The 24,114-nt window shown below is 71.0% G+C and carries 17 protein-coding genes; 7 read left to right on the forward strand and 10 right to left on the reverse strand.

The annotated features are described in order from the left end of the window. Position 1 precedes the first annotated feature (1 nt). A complete protein-coding gene (locus tag BLT25_RS04250; protein ID WP_091042222.1) occupies positions 2-820 on the forward strand; it encodes an ABC transporter permease in 819 nt (272 codons plus the stop codon). Between the two features lie 56 nt (positions 821-876). On the opposite strand, the gene BLT25_RS04255 is transcribed toward BLT25_RS04250, so the two are convergent. Together BLT25_RS04255 and BLT25_RS04260 are read right to left on the reverse strand one after the other, a co-directional pair. Next, a complete protein-coding gene (locus tag BLT25_RS04255; protein WP_218131226.1) occupies positions 877-3,852 on the reverse strand; it encodes an ATP-binding protein in 2,976 nt (991 codons plus the stop codon). Between the two features lie 135 nt (positions 3,853-3,987). Beyond that, the gene (locus tag BLT25_RS04260) at positions 3,988-5,106 is read right to left on the reverse strand and encodes an FAD-dependent monooxygenase (protein ID WP_091042226.1); all 1,119 of its coding nucleotides are present in this window, start codon (positions 5,104-5,106) and stop codon (positions 3,988-3,990) included. Positions 5,107-5,256: 150 nt separating this feature from the next. Here BLT25_RS04260 and BLT25_RS04265 point away from each other — a divergent pair, with 150 nt between their 5' ends. The 3 genes from BLT25_RS04265 (at position 5,257) to BLT25_RS04275 (ending at position 9,498) form a co-directional block, all read left to right on the forward strand. Continuing rightward, positions 5,257-6,198, forward strand: coding sequence for a GntR family transcriptional regulator (locus BLT25_RS04265; protein WP_091042228.1), 942 nt, complete (start codon positions 5,257-5,259; stop codon positions 6,196-6,198). Beyond that, positions 6,195-7,226, forward strand: coding sequence for a threonine aldolase family protein (locus BLT25_RS04270; RefSeq protein ID WP_091042230.1), 1,032 nt, complete (start codon positions 6,195-6,197; stop codon positions 7,224-7,226). The genes BLT25_RS04265 and BLT25_RS04270 overlap by 4 nt, the downstream gene beginning before the upstream one ends. Positions 7,227-7,287: 61 nt before the next feature. After that, entirely contained in the window at positions 7,288-9,498 is a 2,211-nt protein-coding gene (locus BLT25_RS04275) for an acyltransferase family protein (RefSeq protein ID WP_091042232.1), read from the forward strand. 88 nt (positions 9,499-9,586) lie between these two features. Here the strand turns inward: BLT25_RS04275 and pheT are convergent, their stop codons facing one another. Next, positions 9,587-12,076, reverse strand: a complete 2,490-nt coding sequence (pheT, locus tag BLT25_RS04280) for a phenylalanine--tRNA ligase subunit beta (RefSeq protein WP_091042234.1) — start codon at positions 12,074-12,076, stop codon at positions 9,587-9,589. Beyond that, the gene (gene pheS / locus BLT25_RS04285; protein ID WP_091042237.1) at positions 12,073-13,179 is read right to left on the reverse strand and encodes a phenylalanine--tRNA ligase subunit alpha; all 1,107 of its coding nucleotides are present in this window, start codon (positions 13,177-13,179) and stop codon (positions 12,073-12,075) included. Before pheS ends, pheT begins: the two co-directional genes overlap by 4 nt. Before the next feature lie 302 nt (positions 13,180-13,481). Between pheS and BLT25_RS04290 the strand changes: the two genes are divergently transcribed. From BLT25_RS04290 to BLT25_RS04300, 3 genes are read left to right on the forward strand one after another with little or no spacing between them, the layout of a single operon-like run. Continuing rightward, the gene (locus BLT25_RS04290) at positions 13,482-14,279 is read left to right on the forward strand and encodes an ABC transporter ATP-binding protein (RefSeq protein WP_091042239.1); all 798 of its coding nucleotides are present in this window, start codon (positions 13,482-13,484) and stop codon (positions 14,277-14,279) included. A 24-nt stretch (positions 14,280-14,303) separates the two neighbouring features. Then, positions 14,304-15,323 (forward strand): ABC transporter substrate-binding protein, encoded by a 1,020-nt coding sequence (locus BLT25_RS04295; RefSeq protein WP_091042242.1) that lies wholly within the window; start codon positions 14,304-14,306, stop codon positions 15,321-15,323. Then, positions 15,320-17,419, forward strand: coding sequence for an iron ABC transporter permease (locus BLT25_RS04300; protein ID WP_218131227.1), 2,100 nt, complete (start codon positions 15,320-15,322; stop codon positions 17,417-17,419). Before BLT25_RS04295 ends, BLT25_RS04300 begins: the two co-directional genes overlap by 4 nt. 83 nt (positions 17,420-17,502) lie before the next feature. Here BLT25_RS04300 and BLT25_RS04305 read toward each other — a convergent pair whose 3' ends face one another. The 6 genes from BLT25_RS04305 to BLT25_RS04330 form a co-directional block, all read right to left on the reverse strand. Continuing rightward, positions 17,503-18,720, reverse strand: coding sequence for a globin domain-containing protein (locus BLT25_RS04305; protein ID WP_091042246.1), 1,218 nt, complete (start codon positions 18,718-18,720; stop codon positions 17,503-17,505). Positions 18,721-18,764: 44 nt separating this feature from the next. After that, positions 18,765-19,208, reverse strand: coding sequence for an RrF2 family transcriptional regulator (locus BLT25_RS04310; RefSeq protein WP_091042249.1), 444 nt, complete (start codon positions 19,206-19,208; stop codon positions 18,765-18,767). Positions 19,209-19,289: 81 nt separating this feature from the next. After that, complete coding sequence (locus BLT25_RS04315; RefSeq protein ID WP_091042252.1) at positions 19,290-20,333, reverse strand: sensor histidine kinase; 1,044 nt, start codon at positions 20,331-20,333, stop codon at positions 19,290-19,292. Between the two features lie 35 nt (positions 20,334-20,368). After that, positions 20,369-21,571, reverse strand: coding sequence for an oxygenase MpaB family protein (locus tag BLT25_RS04320; protein WP_091042253.1), 1,203 nt, complete (start codon positions 21,569-21,571; stop codon positions 20,369-20,371). Positions 21,572-21,675: 104 nt separating this feature from the next. Then, on the reverse strand, positions 21,676-22,872 hold the full coding sequence (locus BLT25_RS04325; protein WP_091042256.1) for an MFS transporter: 1,197 nt from the start codon (positions 22,870-22,872) through the stop codon (positions 21,676-21,678). A 4-nt stretch (positions 22,873-22,876) separates the two neighbouring features. Then, on the reverse strand, positions 22,877-23,914 hold the full coding sequence (locus tag BLT25_RS04330) for a MerR family transcriptional regulator (protein WP_143033628.1): 1,038 nt from the start codon (positions 23,912-23,914) through the stop codon (positions 22,877-22,879). Positions 23,915-24,114 lie beyond the last annotated feature (200 nt).

Genomic DNA, 24,114 nt, shown 5'->3' on the forward strand with positions numbered 1-24,114 from the left:
GATGGCTGCACTGATCTCCACGTACGCCGTCGCCGACCGCCCGCTCAAGGCCCGCCCGGGTGTGGGCGAGACGATCAGCCAGACGCTGACCATGGCCCGCCGGGCGTACATCAAGATGATGCGCAACCCCGAGCAGTTCTTCGACGTCACGATCCAGCCGCTGCTGTTCACCGCGATGTTCGCCTACATCTTCGGTGGCGCGATCTCCGGTGACGTGAAGTCGTACCTGCCGACCATCATCACCGGCATCCTGGCCCAGACCGCGCTGACCGCCTCGATGGCTCGCGGCACCCAGCTGCGCGAGGACATGGACAAGGGTGTCTTCGACCGGTTCAAGGCGCTCCCGATCGCCCGGATCGCGCCGCTGGCCGGTCCGGCGGTCGCCGACCTGCTCCGTTACGGGATCGCGGCGACGCTGACCATCGTGGTCGGTCTGCTGATGGGCTACCGGCCCGGTGGCGGCGTCGGCGGCGTGCTCGCCGGCTGGGCGCTGACCATCTTCGCCGGCTGGTCGCTGAGCTGGATCTTCACCTGGCTCGGTACCGTCTTGAAGACCGCGGGCGGGGTGCAGGGCCTGGGCATGATGATCATGTTCCCGCTGACCTTCCTCTCCCCCGCCTTCGTGCCGAAGGAGACCATGCCGGACTGGCTGCAGCACTTCGTCGACGTCAACCCGGTCACCCTGGTCATCAACGCCACCCGCGACCTGATGAACGCCGGAGACGTCACCATGAGCGTCGTGTGGGCGCTCGTCGGCTGTGCCGCGGTCGTCGCGATCTTCGCACCGCTCTCGGTGTGGAGCTACAGCAAGAAGCTCTGAGCCGGCCCAGGGTCGGCCCAGGGTCGGCCCAGAGTCAGCCCAGAGTCAGCCCAGAGTCAGCTCAGCCGCGCGATGACGCCGCGGGCCTCGTCCAGCAGGGCGAGCCCGCGGCGTTCGCCGTACTCCGCCGAGACCCGTTCGAGTACGCCCGGTGCGAGCCGGCTCGCGTCGGCGACCGCAAGCGCCCAGCGCATGTCCAGGAACGAGCGGGAGTAACCGAACCGGTCGGCCAGCACCACCAGCCGCACCGACTCCTCGCACGGCAGCGCGTCCCGCAGCAGCCCCCACAGCCCGAGCGCGAACAGCACCATCCCGGTGACGGGATAGTCCTGGGCTCGGCGCTCCTCGGAGACCAGGCGCGGCGCCTTGACCATCAGGGCCTCGAAGAGGTCCGAACCCTCTGCGCCCGCCCCATGACGGGCGGAGGCGACCACGGTGACCGCCTCGGCCGCCACCCGCCACGGCACCAGGTCGGCGTCGTCGGTGAACCCCGGGAACGGCACCTCGCCCATCGTCGCCACCACCTCACGGAACAGCGCCAGCGCCTCGCCGACCCGTCCCTGGGCGAGGAGGAGCTGAGCCCGGGCACCGTGGACGGCGCCCCGGGAGCCGAAGCCGCCGTGCGGCTGCTCGTCGATGAGCTGGGCGAGGATCTCGGCGGCGTCCTCGAGACGGCCCTGCTCGACGGCGTACGTCACCAAGATGGCGTGGGTCTGGACGAGATCGTCGTCGGCACCGAGACGGCGCAGGACCGGGACGGCCTCACGGGCGTGCTCGGCGGCCTCACCGAGGCGGCCGAGCTGGGCATAGAGGCCGCTGAGCTGGGCGTGCAGCGTCGCCTGTGGCCAGAGGCCGCCGCCGGTTCCGGTCAGGCGCAACGCCTCCCTCGCCGCCGCGACGGCACCCTGGGGGTCCCCGAGGTTCTCCCGCTCGTGGCTGAGGAAGGTCAAGGCACGAGCGCGTACGTCCTGGTCGGGGTCGTCGACCAGGACCGCCAGCTCGTCCTCCAGCGGCCGCCCGGCTCCGGTGCTGGCGACGCTGCCCGCCATCGCCTGCATGACCTTCAGCAACACCCTGAGCTGTGGGTCCGCGGCGTCGGCGCCGATCCGGTCGAGGATCGTCATCAGCCGTTCGAGCCCGGAGCCGCCAGTGACGGCGGCGCCGAAGAGCAGCAGGGCCAGGACGAGCCGGGTCTTCTCCAGCAGCTCCGGAGGCGGCTCCCACTCGGCAAGAAGATCGGCGACCGGTCCGCCCAGCATGATCACCCGCTGGTGCTCGCCCGCTATGGTCCAGAAGACGCCCATCGCGCAGAAGAGTCGGATCACAGACTCGGCCTCGTCGTCGGCGAGGACCTGGCGCAGGATGTCGGCGAGGTTGCTCTCCTCCGCGCGCAGCTCATCCATCGCGTCGAACTGCTCCGGCGAGTAGATCCGGCCCGCGCTCGCATCCGCGTAGGCTCGCGCCCACGCGCGCTGCGCCGCCCGGGCCGCGGTGTCCTCGCCGGCGTCGATCAGCTGCATCCGGCCGAACTCGCGGACGGTCTCGAGCATCCGGTAGCGGAACCCCAGCGGTGCCTCGAGGACCGTCAGCAGCGACTGGTCGACAAGCTCCTCGATGGCGGCGAACGTGTCGGCGCCGAGCATCGTCTCGGCCGCGGCGAGGGTGAACCCGTCGTGGAAGACGGAGAGCCAGCGCATCGCCCGACGCTCGCGCTCGGAGAGGAGGTTCCAGGACCAGTCGATGACCGCGACCAGGGTCTGATGACGGTCGGGAGCGCTGCGGTCCCCGCCGCGCAGCAGCTCGAACCGGTTCTCCAGCCGCCGCGCGATGTCGTCGACCGACATCGCGCGCACCTTCACCGCGGCCAGCTCGATCGCCAGCGGAAGGCCGTCGAGCCGGGTGACGATCTCGTCGACCCGGCCCTCGTCGAGGTGGACACCGGGCCGAGCGGCGACCGCGCGACGCCGGAACAGCTCGCTGCCGTCGTACGTCCCCAGCCGGCCGAGCGGGTAGACCCGCTCCGCGCCGATGGCGAGCGGGCTCCGGGAGGTGGTCAGGACGGTCAGGTCGCGCACCGTCGCGACCAGGAAGGCGACCAGGTCGGCGACGGCGGCCACGATGTGCTCGCAGTTGTCGAGCACGAGCAGGGTGGGCGCGCCGTCGAGCTGCTGTGCGATCCGCGACCGCACGTCGGCCCGTTGCTCGGGGGTGAGCCGGTCACGATGGGCGACCGAGTCCCGTACGCCGAGAGCCGAGCCGACCTCGCTGACCAGATCCTCGGGTGCGGTCACGCCGACCAGCTCGACGAAGTGGAGCACCGGCTGCTCGGCGCCGTGGGCGATCACCTGGGCCAGGCTGGTCTTCCCCAGCCCTCCGGGCCCGAGGATCGTGACGACCCGCGAGCTCTTCAGCAGCGCCGAGACCTCGGCGGCGTCCTGCTCGCGCCCGATCAGCACGTCGGCGTCGTGGCGCAGCCCCGAGCGCACCGGGCGGTCGCGCGCGAGCAGCTCGGCATGGACCGCCCGCAGCTGCGGGCTCGGGTCGACACCGAGCCCGTCGGCCAGCCCGGTCCGGTACGTCTCGAAGCGCTCCAGCGCCGCCGGCACCCCGTGCACGGCGGCGACGGCCCGCAGCACCGCCTCGGTGACCTCCTCGTCGGACTCGATCCGGATGAGCCGTTCGAGAAGCGGCAGTGCCTCCGCGTAGCGCCTCTCCGCGGCCAGCCGCAGCGCCTCCGGACGCAGTGACCAGGCGTCGACCTGGCCGGCGTCGAGGCCGAGGCGGTAGCCCCGCGGCGTACGCTCGATCGCCGTGGCGGCGGTCGCCGTCCGGGCCCGCGACACGACGACCTGCAGCGCCTTGGCCGGGTTGGCCGGGACGTCGTCGCGACCCCAGATCTCCTCGACCAGAGCGGTCTCGGAAGCACCGCGGGGACCGGCCTCGACCAGGGCGCGCAGCAGCGCCCGGGTCCGCTCGCCGGCCACCGGCGCCCCCGCCCAGGTGACCTCGTCCAGCACACTCAGCGTCGTCACAGCCACCATTCTGTCATAGCGATATATCGCGTACGTACGCGATGGTGCGCCGCCGCGGGTAACACGTTGTTCGTAGGACTACTCGCCCCATCTAATAGGGCGAGTAGTCCTACGAACAACGTGTTACCCCAGGTTCTAGCCGACCGCATCCAGCTCGATCAGGTTCTTGACGGCGTCGAGGCGGCGCGTCGACTCCTCCGGGTCGACCGTCTGCCGGTCGATCAGCGCGAGCTCCTGGTTGGCCTCGGCGAACGGTCGCATCCGCTTCTCGTAGCGGACGAAGGCCTCGGCGTGGTCGGCGGACCGACCCAGCTCGAGAGCCAGCACGTAGGCACCGACCAGAGCCAGGCTGGTGCCCTGTCCCGAGAGCGGCGCGGCACAATGGGCTGCGTCCCCGAGGAGCACGACCCGGCCCCGCGACCAGGACTCCATCTTGATCTGGGCCATCGAGTCGAAGTAGAAGTCCTCGGCGCCCCACATCCGCTCGATGAGGTTCGGGACCTCCCAGCCGAGGCCGGCCAGGTGCTCGGCGACGAGCCGCTTCTGGGCCTCGACGTCGCGGTAGTCGTAGTCGATCGGGCCGGCGGCGAAGCCGAGGAAGATCCGCAGCTCCCGGTTCTCGCGCACGGTCATCACGGCGCCGCCGTCGCGGCCGTCGTTGATCCAGGTCTGCCAGCGGTCCATGCCGAGGAAGTTCTCCTGGCTGAACACCGACAGGTAGGTGCCGAGGTGGTGGATGTGGTCGGCCTCGGGACCGAAGACGAGGCGGCGGGTGTTGGAGTGGAGGCCGTCGGCACCGACGACGAGGTCGAAGCGGCGCGGGGCGGCGTGCTCGAACTCGACCAGGACACCGTCTGCCTCCTCGCTGATCGCGGTGATCGAGTCGCCGAAGAGGTGCTCCACGCCGTCGAGGCGCGCGTCGACGAGGTCGACGAGGTCCTCGCGGAGGATCTCGATGTCCTCGGAGTCGACCTGGCCCGAGGAGAGCGCGAACTCCTCCGAGCGCATCACCTCGTTGCCGTCGCCGTCGAGCATGTTCATGCCGGTCGACTCGTTCTTCAACGCTCGGGCCGGGGCCTCGAGTCCCATCCGACGCAGAACGGTGAGGGCGGCGCCGCGTACGTCGACGGCCTGACCACCGCGACGCAGCACCGGCGCACGCTCGACGACGACGGGGGTCATGCCCTGCTCACGGAGCCAGAAGGCGAGGGCGGTGCCGGCGACGCTGGAGCCGGAGATGAGGACAGTGGTCATGATCGTTCCTTTCGATACACCGTATACTGAGCCGAGACAGACCGTAGCGAATATGCCTCTGACCTGGCAATACACAATTTGATCTGGACTAGAACAGCATCCATCTGACTAGAATCTGTCCTAGCACAGTGACCGACAAGGAGGGCCGCCGTGGCCAGCTCGACCGAACCGACGTACGTCCGCATCGCCGCCGAGCTGACCCGGCGCATCAACGACGCCGAGATCGCGCCCGGCGGCAAGGTGCCCTCGACGCGCCAGGTCGCCCAGGAGTTCGGCGTCGCGCTCGCGACCGCGACGAAGGCGCTCGACGTGCTGCGCACCGAGGGGCTGGTGATCACCCGTCCCCGCTCGGGCACCGTGGTCGCGCCCCGCGACGACGCCTCCCGGACCTCGGGAGCCAGGGCGCTCACCCGTCACCGGGTCCTGGCCGAGGCGGTCGCGATCGCCGACACCGAGGGCCTCGAAGCGGTCTCGATGCGCGCGGTCGCCGGACGCTGCGGCGTCGCCCCGATGTCGCTCTACCGCTTCGTCGAGGGCAAGGACGAGCTGGTCGCGGCGATGGCAGACGCGGTCTACGCCGCCTCGCCGTTCACGCTCGACCCGGAAGCGCCCTGGCGCGAGCGTGCCGAGTCGCTCGGCCGCGAGCTGTGGCGCCTCCACCGCGACCACCCGTGGCTCGGCCGCACACAGCCGCTGACCCGGCCGATGCTGCTCCCCAACCTGCTCCGCTTCGGCGACCGGCTGCTCGGCGCCCTCGAAGGCCTGGGCCTGCCCCCGAAGACGCAGTTCGACATGCACGTGCTGCTCTACAACCACGTCGCCGGGCTGGCCGCGAACATCGAACGCGAGGACGAGGCCCTGTCCCTGACCGGGGTCTCGGCCGAGGAGTGGACCGACCGGCAGTACGTGCCCCACTTCGGTAACGACTCCTTCCGGAGCACCTTCCCGCACATGGCTCGCCTCTTCGGCCCGGGCGCCCTGCTCGCCGACGGCTACGACATGGACATCGACGAGCTCTTCGAGCTCGGATACGGCCTCCTCCTCGACGGCATCGAGGCGTACGCACAGCGGCAGGCAAGAATGGGTCCGTGACCGTCGAACTTCGCTCTGACAACGCCGCCGCCGTCTCCCCCGCGATCCTGGAGGCGATGGCCGCGGTCAACTCCGGCTCCGCGCTCGCCTACGGAGGTGACGAGGTCACCGCCGCGCTCGAGGCCCGCGTACGCGAGGTCTTCGAGCACCCGACGGCCCGGGTGTTCCCGGTGCTGAGCGGGACCGCCGCCAACGCGCTCTCGCTCTCCGCACTGACGCCGCCGTGGGGTGCGGTGGTGTGCCACGAGACCGCGCACATCCTGAGCAGCGAAGGTGGCGCCACCTCCTACCTGAGCGGCGGCGCGGTGATGACGGGCCTCGCGGGCGAGGGCTACAAGATGGCGCCGGAGGCTCTGCAGACCCACCTGGACGGCGTACGTTGGGGCGACCCGCACCACTCCCAGCCGAGCGTCCTCTCCCTGACCTCACCCTCGGACTACGGCACGGTCTACTCCGTCGCGGAGATCTCCGAGCTCACCGGGATCGCCAAGACCCGCGACCTGCGCGTGCACCTGGACGGCGCCCGGTTCGCGAACGCCGTCGTGGCCACCGGCGCCGCGCCGGCCGACCTCACCTGGCGGGCGGGTGTCGACGTACTCTCGCTGGGCGCGACCAAGAACGGCGCCCTCTCCGCCGAGGCGATCGTCTGCTTCAGCGATGCTCCCGCCGACGAGCTCGTCTACCGCACCAAGCGCAGCGGTCACGTCACCTCGAAGATGCGCTACCAGTCGGCGCAGCTGCTGTCCTACCTCACCGACGACCTCTGGCTCCACAACGCCCGCAACGCCAACGAGCAGATGGCCGAGCTCGCCGCCGGCCTCGAGCAGGCAGGCGTACGCATCACCAACTCCGTCGACGCCAACCTCGCCTGGGTGGATCTCCCCGAGGAGACGGCCGACCGCCTGGAGGCGGCCGGCGTGCTCTTCTACCGGCTCGGCGACCAGGTCCGGTTCGTGACGTCGTGGCAGACCACGAGCGAGGACGTCCGCACCGTCCTGAGCCACCTCGAGGCGGCCGACCCGAGCTGAGACATGGCCGGGAGCCCAAATCTGGGAATCCGGGGGGTGAACTCGGTAACCTCACCCGCCTATGTCTCACGACCTCCAGGTCCCCCACCTCAACCCCAGCACGACCGTTTCGAACCAGCCTACCTCCAGGCCGGCGAAACGGCTCCGTGGCGACGTCCAGGGGCTACGCGCCGTCGCCATCCTCACTGTCCTAGCCGCCCACGCGGGAGTCTCCTGGTTCGCCGGCGGGTTCGTCGGCGTCGACGTCTTCTTCGTCATCTCGGGCTTCCTGATCACCCAGCAGCTCGTCGGTGAGCTCGGCCGCACCGGCCGGATATCGCTGAGACGCTTCTACGCGCGCCGGGCCCGGCGCATCCTTCCGGCGGCCACGCTCACCCTCGCCGTCACCGTGGTCGCCGCGGTGGCACTGCTGGGGCCGGCACAGGTCGCCACGCTCGCCACCGACGCGGTCTGGGCCTCGGCGTTCGCGGCCAACATCCGGATGGCAATCGCCGGGACCGACTACTTCCAGGCCGAGCTGCCACCCTCACCGGTCCAGCACTTCTGGTCGCTGGCCGTGGAGGAGCAGTTCTACCTGGTCTGGCCGCTGGTCGCGCTGGTCTGCATCGTCCTGGCCGCCAGGATCGGCCGCGCCCGCGGCGGCGAGCGTGCGGCTGAGCAGGGCTCCGTGCGGGCGCGCCGGTTCCTCCTCGCCGCGATCGCGCTGATCACCGTCTCGAGCCTGGTCTGGTCGATCCTCCACACGCCCGCGGAGGCCACCTCGGCCTACTTCTCCTCGCTCACCCGGGCCTGGGAGCTCGGGGTCGGCGCAGCGCTGGCGATCCTGGTCACCAGCGGCCGGGTGATGCAGCGGATCGCCGCCGTGCCCATCGCGCGGGAGGTCCTCGCCCTCGGCGGGCTGGCCGCGATCATCGTCGCCTGCCTGGCCTACGACGAGTCCACCCCGTTCCCCGGCTACCACGCCGCGCTCCCGGTGCTCGGCTCCGCGGCCGTCATCCTCGCCGGCGCCCTCCCCTCGGGCGAGACGACGATCGGCGCCCGGCTGCTGTCGGTGGCGCCGATGCGGGCGATCGGCGACTGGTCCTTCTCGCTCTACCTGTGGCACTGGCCGCTCCTGGTGCTGCCCGAGATCGTCCTGCAGCGTGAGCTCACCTGGCCCGAGCGCGGTCTGGCCGTCGCGGGCGCGTTCGTCCTGGCGTACGTCTCCTTCCGGATCGTCGAAGCACCGTTCCGTGAGGGCGCGCTGTGGCGGCCGACCCGGCGCGCGCTGACCTTCTACCCGGTCAGCATCGCGCTCGTGGCGGCCATCGCGTTCGGCGGCACCGTCTACGCCGACTTCGAGGCCACCCGCGGCTCCTTCCAGCCGGCGATCACCCTGGCCGACGCACCCGCGGCCGATCCGTCGCTGGACAAGCAGGAGGCACTGGTGCGGGCCTCGGTGCTCGCGGCCCGCGAGGACACCGCGGTCCCGACCGAGCTGCGTCCCGCGCTCACCGAGCTCGACTCCCTCAAGCCGAGCCGGACCCGCTGCGACTACACCGACGACACCGAACGCGACCTGTGCGTCGACGGCGACCCCGACGGGGACCGGACGATGGTGGTCTTCGGGAACTCCCACGCCCTGCACTGGGTCCCGACGCTGAACCGGGTCGCGAAGGAGCACGGCTTCCGGGCCTACTTCCTCGTCAAGAACCGCTGCGTCTCCGCCTCGATCACCACCGACCGCGGCAGCGACGAGCACGACCCCTACACCGAGTGCGACGACTTCAACCGGTGGGCATTCAAGCAGTACAAGCGTCTCGACCCGGACCTGACCGTCGTCTCCACGGCCCCGCCCATCAAGGGCGTCTTCGACGAGGACGGCGACTGGGTCGGCAAGCAGGACCGGATCGACGAGCTCATGCACCCGGCCTACACCGACTTCCTGCGCCGGGTGGACAAACATGCGCGGCGTACGGTGCTGATCCGCGACATCCAGGGTTTCGACGCCAACGCCGGCACCTGTCTGTCCCGGCCCGGAGCCACGCTCGGCGACTGCCTGATGGGCGCGGTGGAGTCGCGGGAGCGTTCGATCGACGTCCAGGTCCGGGCGGCCGAGGAGGTCGGTGTCGACGTCGCCGACATGAGCTCCTACTTCTGCTGGGACGGCTCCTGCCCCGCCGTCGTCGGCGACACCATCACCCACTACGACGGCACCCACATGTCCCGCCAGTACGCACCCCAGCTCACCGAGCCGCTGGCTCGCGAGCTGGGCATCCGCGGCCGGGGATAGCGACCGTACGCAGACGGGGAGGGCCGCTCGCATCGCGAGCGGCCCTCCCCGTTCCATGTCGGACCTGGGTCAGATCCTGCTCAGATCCTCAGCGCTGGACGGCGCCGGTGAGCTCGGCCGCCCTGGCGACCGCCGCATCGCGTGCGGCCGCGGTCTCCTCGGCCTTCAGCGTGCGGTCGGGAGCGCGGAAGCGCAGCGCGAAGGCGAGCGACTTCTTTCCCTCGCCGACCTGGTCGCCCTCATAGACATCGAAGAGCCGCACCGTCTCCAGCAGCTCGCCGGCACCCTCACGCAGCGCCGCCTCGACGGCGGCCACGGTCACCTCGACCGGCACCGTGAGCGCGACGTCCTCCTTCGCGATCGGCATGGTCGAGAAGACCGGGCCGGCGGCGGTGGCGGGCACCTTCGAGATCAGGAAGTCGAGGTCGATCTCGACCGCTGCCGAACGAGCGGGCAGCCCGAACGCCTTGCACACGTTGGGGTGCAGCTCGCCGGCATGACCGAACTCGACACCGTCGATGGAGACGACCGCACAGCGACCCGGGTGCCAGGGCGCGCGCGAGGCCGAGGCGACCTCGACAGCGACCCCGAGCTCGGAGCCCAGGCGGCGGACGACGTCGATGGCGTCGGCCCACGAGGCGGTCTCGGCGGCACCCCACCAGCCACCCCGCGTACGCTCCCCGGCGAGCACGACACCGAGGTGCAGCGGCTGGCGCGGGATCGCGGCGAGCAGCTTCTCGAGCTCCTCGTCGGTCGGGCGCCGGTCGACGCCGTAGATCGGCGCGGCCTGGTCGACCGGGAAGGCGACGGTCGCGGTCTCGAAGAGGGAGACCCCGTCCTGACCCCGGGAGACGTTGCGCGCGGCGACCTTGAGCAGGCCCGGGAGCAGCGTCGTGGTGTAGCCGGGCTCCTCGCTGCTGAGCGGGTTGGCCAGCTTGACGGTGTGCCGCAGCACGTCGTCGGCGGGCAGCCCGAGCCGGTCGAAGTCGGCCTCGCCGACGAACGGGAAGTCGACGACCTCCACCAGGCCGGCACCGGCCAGCGCACGGCCGATCCGGCGGCGCAGCTGCTGGGCCCGGGTCAGGCCACCACCGGTCGCCCGGCGCGGCAGCACCGAGGGGACCTGGTCGTAGCCAACGATCCGGGCGACCTCCTCGACGAGGTCGTAGGGGTCGGTGAGGTCGACCCGGTAGGTCGGGACGGTCGCGGTCAGCGAGTCACCCGACACCGTGACGCCGGCACCGATCAACTCGAGCGACTTCACCACGGTCGCCTCGTCGATGTCGAGCCCGATGATCCGGGCCGGCAGGTCGACGGGGATGGTGATCGTCTTCAGCGGCGCACGCGTCGCGGGCGAGGCCATCGACCCGACCTCGGAGACGCCGACGGCCTGACCGCCACCGTGCTCGACGAGCAGCTCGACGACCCGCTCGGCAGCGGCGGGCGGCAGCAGCGGGTCGACGCCGCGCTCGAAGCGCTTGGAGGCCTCGGACGGGAGCTTGTGACGCTTCTGGGAGCGGAAGACGGTGGTCGGGTCGAAGTGCGCGGCCTCGACCACGATCTCCGTGGTCGTCTCCGAGATCTCCGTGGACGCCCCACCCATCACACCGGCGATGCCGATCGGGCCGGAGTCGTCGGTGATCAGCAGGTCCTCCTCGGAGAGGACCCGGACCACGTCGTCGAGCGTGGTGATCTTCTCGCCCTCGCTCGCCCGCCGGACCACGATGTCGCCGGTCAGCTTCGCACGGTCGTAGCAGTGGGTCGGCTGACCCAGCTCCATCATCACGTAGTTGGAGACGTCGACGGCCAGCGAGATGGAGCGTACGCCGGTGGCCTCGAGCCGCTTCTTGATGAACTCCGGCGTCGGGGCTGCCGGGTCGAACCCGGTGATCACCCGGGTGACGAAGTAGTCGCAGCCCTCGTCCTCGAGCCGGACCGGGTAGCCCGACCCGTCGGCGACGGGGAAGTCGATCTGCGCCGGGTCGTGGAACGGTACGTCGAACCCCAATGCCGCGTCCCGCGCGATGCCACGCATCGAGAGCGCGTAGGCACGGTCCGGGTTGATCTCGAACTCGATGATCTCCTCGCCGAGACCGAGCACCCCGCGGGCGTCGGTGCCGGGCGCGGGGGCGTCGGCGGGCAGCACGATGATGCCGTCGGCCTCCTCCCCCAGCCCGAGCTCGCGGGCGGAGCAGATCATTCCGGCAGACAGGTGGCCGTAGGTCTTGCGCGCCGAGATCTGGAAGTTGCCGGGCAGCACGCCGCCGGGCAGGATCACGACGACCTTGTCACCGGGGACGAAGTTGTGCGCACCGCAGACGATCCCCTGGGGCTCGCCGGTGCCGTTGGCGTCACCGACGTCCACGGAGCACCAGTTGATCGTCTTGCCGTTCTTCTGGGGCTCCGCGTCGGCGGTGAGCACCTGGCCCACCACGAGCGGGCCCTCGATGCCGGCACCGGAGGTCTCGATCGCCTCCAGCTTGAGACCGAGCGCGGTCAGCCGGTCGGTGATCTCCTCGACCCCGAGCTCGGTCGGCAGCGAGACGTACTCCTTGATCCAGGAGAGGGGGGCCTTCACAGTTCACTCCCGAATGCAGTAGTAAGCCGGACGTCACCCTCGAAGAGGGTGCGCAGGTCGGACAGGCCGGTGCGGAACATCAGCGTGCGGTCGATGCCCATCCCGAACGCGAAGCCGCTGTACTTCTCCGGGTCGACACCGCACGCGACCAGGACGCGCGGGTTCACGATCCCGCAGCCGCCCCACTCGATCCAGCCCTCGCCCTTGCAGGTGCGACAGGTGACGCCATCGATGACCTGTGCTCCCCGGCAGACGAAGCAGGTCAGGTCGACCTCGGCCGAAGGCTCGGTGAAGGGGAAGTACGACGGCCGGAACCGGGTCACGATGCCCTCGCCGAACATCTGGGTGGCGAAGTGGTCCAGGGTGCCCTTCAGGTTCGCCATCGAGATGCCCTCGTCGATGGCCAGCCCCTCGACCTGGTGGAACATCGGCGAGTGGGTCGCGTCGTACTCGTCGGTGCGGAAGACCCTGCCCGGGCACACGACATAGATCGGCGCCTCGCGGGTGAGCATCGTCCGCGCCTGGACGGGCGAGGTGTGGGTCCGCAGCACCACGTGGTTCTCGGCCGGCTCGGTCCAGAAGGTGTCCTGCATGGTGCGGGCCGGGTGGTCCGGGCCCAGGTTGAGGGCGTCGAAGTTGAGCCACTCGGCCTCGATGAGCGGACCCTCGGCGACCTCCCAGCCCATCGCCACGAAGATGTCGGCGATGTACTCGGCGCCGGTGGTGAGCGGGTGCCGCCCACCAGCTGGGAACCGGTCGGTCGGGAGCGTCACGTCGACGGTCTCCTCGACCAGCATCCGCGCCTCGTGCTCGGCCTCGAGGACCTTCTGCCGCGCGGCGAGCGCCTGGTTGACCGCGCCACGGGCCTTGCCGACCCGCTGGCCGGCGTCCTTGCGCGCGGCCGGAGGCAGTGCGCCGATCTCGCGGTTGGCCAGGGCCAGCGGCGAACGGTCGCCGGCGTGGTCGAGCCGCGTCTGCTTGAGCTCCTCGAGACTGCTCGCGGCGTCGATGGCCACCAGCGCAGCCTCGCGCGCAGCCTCGACCTCCTCAGCCTTCAAGGGGGTGACCTCTACCGGGTCATAGTCGGTGTTGGGACCGGACATCACTGGCTTTCGTCGTCTGATGACTCAGTTGTCATGAATGAACGACAGTCTAGGAACCTCGCACCTCCTCGCGCGAACCGGACGTCCTGCGGACCCCGTGCTCGGCCCGGGACCGGCCACGCACACCGTGTTGTAGGGGACTTGTGGACCCTTGTATCCGTTCCTTTACCGGGTGATAGTAAAGCCATGCCCCGAGTCGACGGCCCGGCCAGTGATCTCCTCGGGATCCGGAAGCGGGCTGGAACGCCCACCCAGTAGACCCCCTCGGGACAGGTGAGCCTTAGTTAGGCTAGCCTCACCTCATGCCTCCCGCTCTGTCCGGCCACGACCTCGTGCTCGGGTACGCCCGTGCCACCGTCGTCCATGGAGTCTCGATCGGTCTCGAGTCGGGTCGGGTGACCGCACTGATCGGGCCGAACGGCTCGGGGAAGTCGACCGTGCTGCGCTCCCTGGCCCGGCTGCACCGGGTGACCTCCGGGTCGGTCCAGCTCGAGGGTGCCGACAGCACGCCGCTGAGCGCACGGGCGTTCGCGCGCAAGGTCACGCTGCTCTCCCAGTCCCGCCCACATCCCTCCGGCCTGACCGTGCGAGACGTCGTCGGATTCGGCCGCCACCCTCACCGCCGGCGCTTCGCCGCCCTGACCGAGGACGACCTGGCGAGCATCGACCGGGCGATGGAGCTGACCGGCACGGCGCCGATGGCGGACCGTCCGGTCGACCAGCTCTCCGGTGGCGAGCTGCAGCGCGTCTGGCTGGCCAGCTGCCTGGCCCAGGACACCGGCGTACTGCTGCTCGACGAGCCCACCAACCACCTCGACCTGCGCTACCAGGTCGAGATCTTGGACCTGGTCCGCGACCTCGCGGACCACCACGGGACGGCCATCGGCGTCGTCCTGCACGACCTGAACCAGACCGCCGCCGTGGCGGACCAGGTCGTACTGCTGCACCGCGGCGTTGTGCACGCCACCGGCGAACCTGCTGACGTGCTCACCGCCGAACACCTCTCCGAGGTGTACGGGCTCCCGATCGAGGTGACCTCCGATCTGGAGACCGGGCGCGTCCGGGTCGAGCCACGCGGCAGGCATCACGCCCGGCGCTGACGCCGGTGGACACGAAGAGGAATCATGAATCGACGTACGACGACGGCTGCCCTGGCGACGGCCGGCGCAGCCCTGCTGCTCGCCGCGTGTGGCCAGACCACCACCGCCGCCGAGACCGACGAGCCCGTCAAGAAGGCCTCCGCGGGCTGCGAGGGGGTCGAGACCTCGACCGGTGCGGTCAGCCTGACCGACGCCTTCGGCAACAAGGTCGAGCTGGACAAGCCCGCCGAGCGGGTCGCCGTCCTGGAGTGGCAGCAGACCGAGGACCTGCTGAGCCTCTGCGTCGACCCGGTCGCCGTGGCCGACCCCAAGGGCTACAACACCTGGGACACCGCCGAGAAGCTGGCGGACGGCGCCACCGACGTCGGCACCCGCGGTGAGCCGAACCTGGAGACGCTCTTCGGCACCGACCCGGACCTGATCGTCGTCGAGGCCTACACCGCCGAGGACGAGATCCTCAAGCAGCTCGCCAAGTACGACGTCCCCGTGCTCGCCACCAAGGGCGCCGACGCCAAGGACCCCGTCGCCAACATGGTGACCACCTTCGAGATGATCGCCGAGGCCACCGGCCGCGAGGAGCAGGCAGAGGCCGTGGTCGGCGAGTTCGAGGACAAGCTCGCCGAGTCGAAGAAGGCGCTCGCCGACGCCGATGTCGCCGGCACCGAGTTCGTCTACTTCGACGGCTGGATCGACGGCGCCAACGTGGCGATCCGCCCCTTCGGCCAGGGCTCGCTGATCGGTGAGCTCGGCGAGGAGCTCGGCCTGAAGAACGCCTGGACCGGCGAGGTCGACCCCGCGTACGGCCTCGGGCAGACCGACATCGAGGGCATGACCACCCTCGGCGAGGCCACCTTCTTCTACACCGGCACCGTCGACCCCGTCGGCGACGTCAACGCCGAGCTCGCGAAGAACAAGGTCTGGAAGTCCATCCCCGCGGTCAGCGAGGGACGCTCCCACGCCTTCCCCGCCGCCATCTGGACCTTCGGTGGCCCGCGTTCGGCGGAGCAGATCCTCGACGCGTACGTCGACCTGCTCACCAAGTGACCGATGCCGTCAAGGCCCCGCGAGCGGGTGCAGGAGGCGCGTCAGTCGTCCTCCTGTGCCTGCTCGCCGGGCTGCTTCTCGCTGCCGGCTGGCACCTCACCCAGGGCACCTCGGGGGTAGGCCCCGCCGACTTCCTCGACGCGCTGCTCGGACGTGAGCAGGCGCACGGCGCGACCGCGTCGACGATGGAGATCATCACCGGTTCGCGGATCCCCCGGCTCGCCGCGGGCGTCGCGGTCGGGTTCGCGCTCGGCGTCGCGGGCGTGCTCCTGCAGTCGCTGGCCCGCAACGCGATGGCCTCTCCGGACACCCTCGCCGTGACCGGAGGGGCGTACTTCGCGGTCACGCTGGTCGCCGCGTTCGGGCTCTCGGTCCCGCTGTGGGCCTCGGGCATCACGGCTTTCCTCGGCGGCCTCACGGCCGCCGGGCTCGTGCTCGCACTCGCCGGCGGTGCGGGTACGTCGACGACCCGGCTCATCCTGGCCGGCTCGGCGGTGGCGCTCGCGCTCCAGGCCGGCACCTCGACCCTGCTCATCCTCTACTCCGAGGAGACCACGAGCCTGTTCGCCTGGGGCAGCGGCTCGCTGAGCCAGCTCGGGCTGCGGGCCTTCTGGCAGGTGGCACCGGTCGTCGCGGTGGCGACCGTCTGCGCCCTGATGCTCGCCCGCCGCCTCGACCTGCTCGCCGCTGGGGACGACGCGGCCTCAGTCCTCGGTGTCCCGGTCCGCTCCACCCGGGCGATCGGGACCGTCCTCGCCGTCGTGCTCACCTCCGCGTCGGTGACGCTGGCCGGGCCGATCGGCTTCGTCGGCCTGTGCGCCCCGGTGCTCGTCCGCCTGCTCGGCCGGATCGTCCCCGCGCTGCACCGGCACGCGGTGCTGCTGCCGGCCTCCGGTCTCGTGGGTGCTCTCGTCGTCGTCGGTGCGGACGTGCTCGTCCGGGCCGTGCTCGGCGCCGACGAGGCCATGTCCGTGCCCACCGGCGTGACCACGACGATCGCGGGAGCGATCGTGATGGTGATCCTCGCCCGCGGCGGACGCGACAGCGGCCCCACCCGCCGGCCGCCGGGCGCCACCGTCACCATCCGCAGCCGGGCCCGGTTCCTGGTGGTGCTCGTCCTGCTGCTCGCCCTGACCGTCGGGGCCACCGTCGTCGGCCTGCTGGCCGGCCACCAGTGGCTCTACACCGGCGACATCGTCGCCTGGCTGCAGGGCGAGGGGATCCCGCTGGTCCAGTTCGCCCTCGACGAGCGGGCGCCACGTGTCGGCGCCGCCGTCCTCGCCGGCGGTGCGCTCGCCCTGGCGGGCACCTTCGTCCAGGCGACCTGCCGCAACCCGCTGGCCGAGCCCGGGATCCTCGGCATCACCGGTGGCGCCGGGGTCGGCGCGGTCGTCGTGGTGACCGGGCTCTCCTCCGGGTGGAGCAGCGAGTCCTCGGCCGCAGCCTCGACGACCACCATGCTCATCGCGGCGACCCTCGGAGCGCTGGTCGCCTTCGGGCTCGTCTACGGCCTGGCCTGGCGCGGCGGGATCGACACCGACCGGCTGGTGCTCATCGGCATCGGCGTCTGGTACGGATCAGCCTCGCTGAGCACCTTCCTGCTGGTGCGCTCCAACCCGTGGGACACCCCGCGGATCTACACCTGGCTGTCCGGTTCGACCTACGGTCGCAGCTGGGAGCAGGTCATCCCGGTCGCAGTCGCGCTGGCTCTCGCGATCCCGGTCGCATTCATGGTGCGCCGCGAGCTCGACCTGCTCACCCTGGACGACGACACCCCACGCCTGGTCGGGGTCTCCTCGGAGCGGGTTCGGCTGCTGATCCTGCTGACCGCCGCGGTGCTCACCGCGATGGCCGTCTCCGCCGTCGGTGTCGTCGGCTTCGTCGGTCTGGTCGCGCCGCACATCGCGCGCGCCCTCGTCGGCGGGCGCAGCGCACGGGTCGTACCGGTCGCCATCCTGGTCGGGGCGCTGCTCCTCGTGGTCGCCGACGCCATCGGCCGCACCGCGATCAGCCCCGCCCAGATCCCCGCCGGTCTCGTCGTCGCGCTGATCGGCGCGCCGTACTTCATCTTCCTGCTGGCCCGCTCCCGCCCCTGACCCGGCGCCACTGCCCCATCACCAAGCGCCGGGTCAGGGGCGGGGCGCGCCCTATCGCCAGGCTGTCGCGGCGAGGAGATCTATCATGCCGAGGCGAGACCCGCGTCCGGGCCGAAGACCTCGTAGTGGATCCGGTCCTCGGCGACACCACGCCGGCGCAGCGTGGCCCGCACGCTGGCCATGAACGGCACCGGTCCGCACAGGTAGATCTCGGCCTCGGCGGGCAGCTCGACACCGTCGAGGTCGATCCGGCCGGCACGGAGCACCTCATCGGCCTCCCGGGTGCCGAGATCCTCGTACCAGCGAAGCTGCGTGGCTCCGGGCAGCGCCTCGACGAGCTCGGCGGTCTCGGCCCGGTGGGCGTGGTTGGCCAGGGAGCGGTCGGCGTGCAGCACCAGGACGGCGCGGTCCGACTCGGCGTGGACCAGGTGGCGCAGGAAGCCGATCATCGGGGTGATCCCGATGCCCGCCGAGATCAGCACCAACGGCACCTCGTGCTCGGGCAGGGTGAGCTCACCGAACGGTGCGGAGACCTCCATCTCGTCGCCTTCGAAGACGTTGCCGTGCAGGAAGTTGGAGACCTCGCCGGCGGGTGCGATCGCGTCGTCCTCGCGGTGGCCGGGGATCGCCTTGACCGAGATCCCCCATTCGCTGGCCTGCGGCGCCCGGGTCAGGCTGTACTGCCGGATCTGACGGGCACCATCAGGCAGGCGTACGGCGACCGAGACGTACTGTCCCGGGTGCGCGGCCGGCAGCGGCGAGCCGTCCTCGGCGGCCAGCACGAAGGAGACGGTGTCGGGAGACTCCTGTACCCGGCGGCGTACGACCAAGCGCTGGAAGACCGTGTCAGGAGTGACACCGGCCTCGGCGTACAGCTCCTTCTCGATGGCGATCAGGCTCTCGGCCATGTGCCAGTAGACCTCGTCCCAGGCAGACGCGATCTCCGGAGTGACCGCCTCGCCGAGGACCTCGACGATCGCCGCGAAGAGGTGCTCGTGGACGATCGGGTACTGGTCCTCACGGATCCCGAGCGAGGCGTGCTTGTGCGCGATCCGGGCAAGCACCGCCCGCGGGTCTGGGCCGTCCTCGGCCACCAGCAGGGTGGCGTACGCCGCGATGGCGCCGGCGAGGGCACGCTGCTGGTCGCCCTGGGCCTGGTTGCCACGGTTGAACAGGTCGCGCTCCAGCTCCGGGTGGGCGGCGAACATGCGGCGGTAGAAGATCGGCGTGATCTCGCCGATCGCAGCACCGATCACGGGCAGGGTGGCGCGAACAACCTCGGTCGAGGCAGGGGACAACATCACGAGGGACTCCTTGGTCGTCGTGTTGATGTGGGTGGGTGGGATCAGTCGATCGGGCCCGAGCCGATCGAAAGCAGTAGGGCGCGCGTCGGCGCCGCGGCGACATCGTCGATGGTGAGGGGATCGAGGGATGCATAGAAGGCCTCCTGGGCCTCCCGCAGAGCGCGCCGCAGCCGGCAGCCCGTACGCAGCGGACAGGGCTCGGCGCCGTCACACTCGACCACCTCGCCGGGACCCTCGAGCTCGCGGACGATCCAACCGACGGAGGTGTCCCGGGCGCTCGCGGCCAGGGACAGCCCGCCCGTCCTCCCCCGCCTGGTCTCGACCACGCCGAGGCGTCCGAGCGCAGTGACGACCTTCGCGGCATGGGCGCGACGTACGTGGAGCTGCTCGGCCAGACCGGCGGCGGTGGCGCTCTGCCCCTCCTCGAGGACGGAGAGCCGCATCACGATCCGCAGGGCCAGATCGGTGAACCGGGTCAGCTGCACATCAGCAGGCTACTAATTCGGATTCTGAAATGCCTATTTAATGGGGACATGATCTACGCCACAGCGAGCGGCTCGGGTCGCTCAGGCCGACGAGTCCGTCCTGGGCCAGCCGACCTCGATGCGGGCCCCGCCACCGTCGGCGTCGGCGATCGCGACCGAGCCGCTGTGCGCACGGGTGAGACCGCCGACGATGTAGAGGCCCAGGCCCGAGCCGCCGCGGGCGCCGTGCTTCCAGAACTTCGTGAACACGCGCTGGCGCAGCTCGGCCGGGATGCCCTCGCCGCGGTCCTCGACGACCAGCAGGACCTGGTCGGGGTCGTCCGGACGCACCCCCAGGCTCACGGTGACGACACCGTCGCCGTGGCGTACGGCGTTCTCGACGAGGTTGGTGACGACCTGGGTGAACTTGTCCGGGTCGGCGTGGATCTCGAGCTCGTCCTCCCCGGCGGAGACGTCGAGCTCGATCGGCCGCGAGGTGGCCGAGCGCACCGACTCGACCACGCGGGTGACCAGCACCGTCGCGTCGCTGGCGCGCGGGTAGAGCTGCAGCCTGCCGGTGTCGATCCGGGCGACGTCGAGGAGCTCGGCGATCAGCCTCGAGAGCCGGTCGGAGTCGGAGGCGACGGTCTTGAGCATCAGCTTCTTCTGATCGTCGTTGAGCCTGTCCCACCGGTTCAGGAGCGCCTGGACGAACCCCTTGACCCCGGTCAGCGGCGAGCGCAGCTCGTGGGCGACGGTGGCGACCAGGTCGGACCGCTCCCGGTCGAGCCGCTTGCGGCCCCGGCCCGAGCGCAGCGAGATCGAGACCTGGTCGACGTCGGCGTCCAGGGACGGGCGCCGGATCGTCGAGACGACCAGCACCTCGGTGCCGTCGGGCAGCAGCCAGGCCTGCTCCGGCGTCCCGGTGACGGTGCGCAAGGTGTCGTAGGGCCGGTTGGCCTCGGCCCACGTCTGGCCTTCGGTGTTGCTCAGCGTGAGTACGTCACCCAGCGGCTTCCCCAGGCTCGCGACCGGGTCCACGCCGAGCATCCGCCCAGCCAGGCCGGAGACCAGGACGACCGCGCCATCCGCGTCGGCGACGACGACGCCGTCGGGCAGGGCATCGGCGAGTTCTCGGGCGTCCACGTCGTCACCCTAGACCGAGCGAGCGCCCGGGGCCGCTACTCCGGCCGATTGCTCAGCGGCAGCGTGATCGGCGCCGGGTCGCCGGGTGAGAAGTAGATCTTGATGAAGGTGTGCACGACCTCGGGGAGCAGGTTGGAGACGAGCGGGATGTTCGGGACCGTGCTCTGGTAGGAGGTGACCAGCAGCGGCACTGCGCTCGCCCAGACCGGCGCGAGCAGCGGATCCTTGTCGAAGGCGATCATGTCGGCGTACGCATCCCCGATCACGTAGCGTCCCAGCGACTCCAGCTCGTGGCGCAGCAGCGGGTTGCCCTCGCCGATCACCGAGTCGAGCAGGGCCTGGGCGAGCTCGACGCCCTCCCGGGTGCCGCCCGTGGCCGGACCCATCACCTGGTCGTACTGCGCGTAGGCGGCCGCCCAGTCCTTGGGCAGGTACTGATCCTGCACGCCGAGGAGGTGGAGGTCGACGTTCCAGGCGTGCAGGAACGCGTCGGCGAGCTCCTTGCTCGGCGCGATCTTCCACTCGGTGAACTTCTTCATCACCCAGGTGCCGAGGCTGTGGAAGGTGACCAGGATGTCGGCCTGGCTGATCGGGATCTCCTGGCCGGCACCGACGCTCGACCAGTGCGGGGACTGCGGCAGCAGGTGGCGTACGGCGGCGTGGACCATCCGGGTCTTGACCGAGTCGACCATCAGCCGGCCGGTCGCGGTCCAGCCTTGGGCGTCCATCACGTCGTAGCCGAGCACTGTCGTCTTGGCGATCCGGTCACGCATGTTCGCGCCGCCGTAGGAGTAGTAGACCGACCACGCCTCGCGCTTGATCGCGCAGCTGATCAGGCCGCTGCCGAGGGTGTAGAGAAGCGCGAGGAAGAAGCCGTACCTCTCCTCGTTGAACGTGCCGGCCAGCTGCAGCTTCCCCTGGTCGGCCCAGGTCGGGAGCCGGCGGGCCTCCTCGATGAAGTCGGCCAGGTAGCCCGGCAGCCCGTCGGGAACCGGTTGGTCGTTGGTGGTCCAGCCCTTGAGGATCTCGTTGACCTCGGCGACCTTGTCGGTGCCCTCGCCGTAGAGACGCTCGATGACCGGATCGGCGCGGACGTCCCAGACGTACTCGGGATCGAGCCCCTCCCCCGTGCCCGCGATCGACGCGCTCGGCGACCACGTCCACAGCGGGAAGGTCGCGCCCGCGGCCGCCGCCGCACCTCCCGTGGCCAACAGCCGTCGTCTGCTCACGTTCGTCATGCCGTGCTCCTTCGCATCACCCGGAGAACTTCCGCGTCCCGAGTGAAACAGGTTTGCCTTCCGTGTATCAGACCCACCGGGGTGTCCCTGCCGGGCAGTGTCCGTTACCCGCTGACCGGCTCCAGCTCCTGACGCCGCGGCAGCCGCGCGACCCGAGCCGCAGCGGGCACGGTGGCCAGAAGCAGGGCGACGATGACCGCAAGCGCCACCCGGAGGTCGAACCCGGCCGCCACACCGAGCACGGGCGTCGCGATCAGGACCGGGACCGTCTGGGCAGCCTGGGTCAGGCTCGAGAACCGGGCCAGCATCTCCGGCGGGGTGCTGGCGACGAACGCCGGAATGAGGTAGCTGGTCAGCATCGTGGTGCCAACTCCGACCAGGCCGATTGCGAGGACCCCCGTCCAGAGCTCGGTACGCACCGCCAGGAGGACGACGCCACCGGCAGCCAACGCTGGGCCCATGACCGCGACGGACGCGCGGGGCGCTCCCCACCGGGCAACGGCGAGGGACATCACCAGTCCCCCGGCCACCCAGGCCCCGCTGACGAGACCCGTCTCGGCCGCGGTCCAGCCGCGCTCACGGCCGGCCAGCGGCAACGCGAGCATGACCAGCGGGAGCACCGTTGCGGCGAGGCCGGTGATGGCTACGAGCACCGGGACCACCCCCAGAGTGCCCGTCGCCGTCCGCATCCCGTCGACAAGGCTGCGCCAGACCGAGCCCTGACGGGGCGCGGGCTCCGGCTCGTGAGGCGGGCGAACCGCCAGGAGCACGGCTAGGACGACGGCGAACGTCGCGGCGTCCAGCCCTGCGGTCAGCGGCAGGCCCCCGTGGCCGATCAGGAAGCCCCCGACCGCCGGCCCGGCGGCGCGGGCGATCTGGTGGGCCGATCCGACCAGCGCCATCCGCCGGTCCAGATTCTCGGACCCGAACAGCCGCGGAAAGACCCCCTCGGCCGGGCGCCGCAGGGCTTGGATGGTGCCGGAGACGACGCCGAGCGCGATCAGCATCCACAGTCCGGCGCCACCGATCGCGCCGAGGGCGAACGCGGCCATGACCAGCACCATCGCCGCGTCGCACACAGCCATGGTGCGGCGGATGCCGATCCGGTCGGCCAGCACGCCTCCGACGAGGACGAGCAACGCGAGGGGGAATCCCTCGATGGTCAGCACGAGGCTGGCGGCATCGGCCCCGAAGCCGGCCGCGGCCCAGCCGATCGCGAAGAAGGTCACCGAGTCACCGAAGACCGATGCGGTCGATGCTGCCAGCCAGGGGCGGAACCCCCGGCCTGTGGTTCTACCCACGGGCTCAGTCCTCGTGACGTACGGGCATGACCAGCGCGGTGAACCCGGGCTGGTAGGGCGAGGTCACCACCACCGGCCGATCCGGCGCGGTCACCGCCAGCTGCACCTCGTCTCCCAGGCACGCTGCCAGCGCGCGACCGAACAGGGCCGTGCCGAGCCGGAGCCGGCTCGGCGGGCCGGTCACGACGCCGCGTACGTCGCTCTGCTCGGCCGCGTGCGGGGAGCGGAGCCGCGTCCGGTCCTCGAGGAAGAGGTCGACCTCGGCGTAGGCGGCCGCGTCGAGCCCCGCGAGCAGGTCGGCCTTGGCGAGCACCGCCCCGGTGACGGCCGGCTCGAGACCGGCCAGCACGAGCCGATGTGCCGGGTAGGTGGTGTCGCGGCCCAGCTCCTGCCCGGCGAGGGTCAGGGTGCCGTCCGCGATGCGCAGCTCGGCGGTCGTGATCGCATCCAGCCGGTCGGCCAGCGCGCCCGCGTCGGGCAGGGACAGCACCGCACGGCCGCCGTCCCCCTCCGCGACCGCCGGCAGGTTCCGCACCGCCATCCAGTAGCGGTTGGTCGCCACCACGTCCACGCCGGACTCGTCGACGTCGACGAGCACCGAGGCGAGCTCGGAGGCCGGGTCGGACTCGGCCGCGTGCCGCACCTGCCGGATCGCCGCGGCCAGCACGGGACCAGGGAGCTCGACGAGCGCCGGCCGGGCGGCGGGGCCGGCGTCGACGGCGGTCAGCACACCGCGTACGGCCTCCTCGGCCCGCGCCGTGCGCGCGCCCTGGTCCTCGAGGAACTCCGCCAGCGCGGCCCGGGCCTGTGCGGTAGGCGAGTCGAGCACCACCCGCATCGTCTCGATCGGGACCCCGGCCTCCCGCATGCCCACGATCAGCCGGGCCCGGTCGGCGAGCTCGGGCGTGTAGTAGCGATATCCGGTCCCGGAGTCGACCTCGGCCGGCACCAGCAACCCGCACTCGTCGTAGTGGCGCAGCGCGCTCGCGGTCAGGCCCACGGCGCGGGCGAAAGCACCGATCGTCAGCAGTGGCTCATCCATGTCCACAACCGTCGCCCTTCAGGTGAGATGAAGGTCAAGCCTCCTCCGAAGCGTCAAGTACGTCTGCCGAGGCGTCACTCGCGTCGGCCGAGTGGACATCTCGGGGACCATTCGGCCAGCGGGAGTGACTCCTCGGCAGGCCGGAATGTCGGTCGACTGTTCACCGAGGTAACTCACCGGCTGCTCACTCCCCTCGTCGA

Source organism: Nocardioides sp. YR527, assembly GCF_900101045.1.
Classification (GTDB): domain Bacteria; phylum Actinomycetota; class Actinomycetes; order Propionibacteriales; family Nocardioidaceae; genus Nocardioides.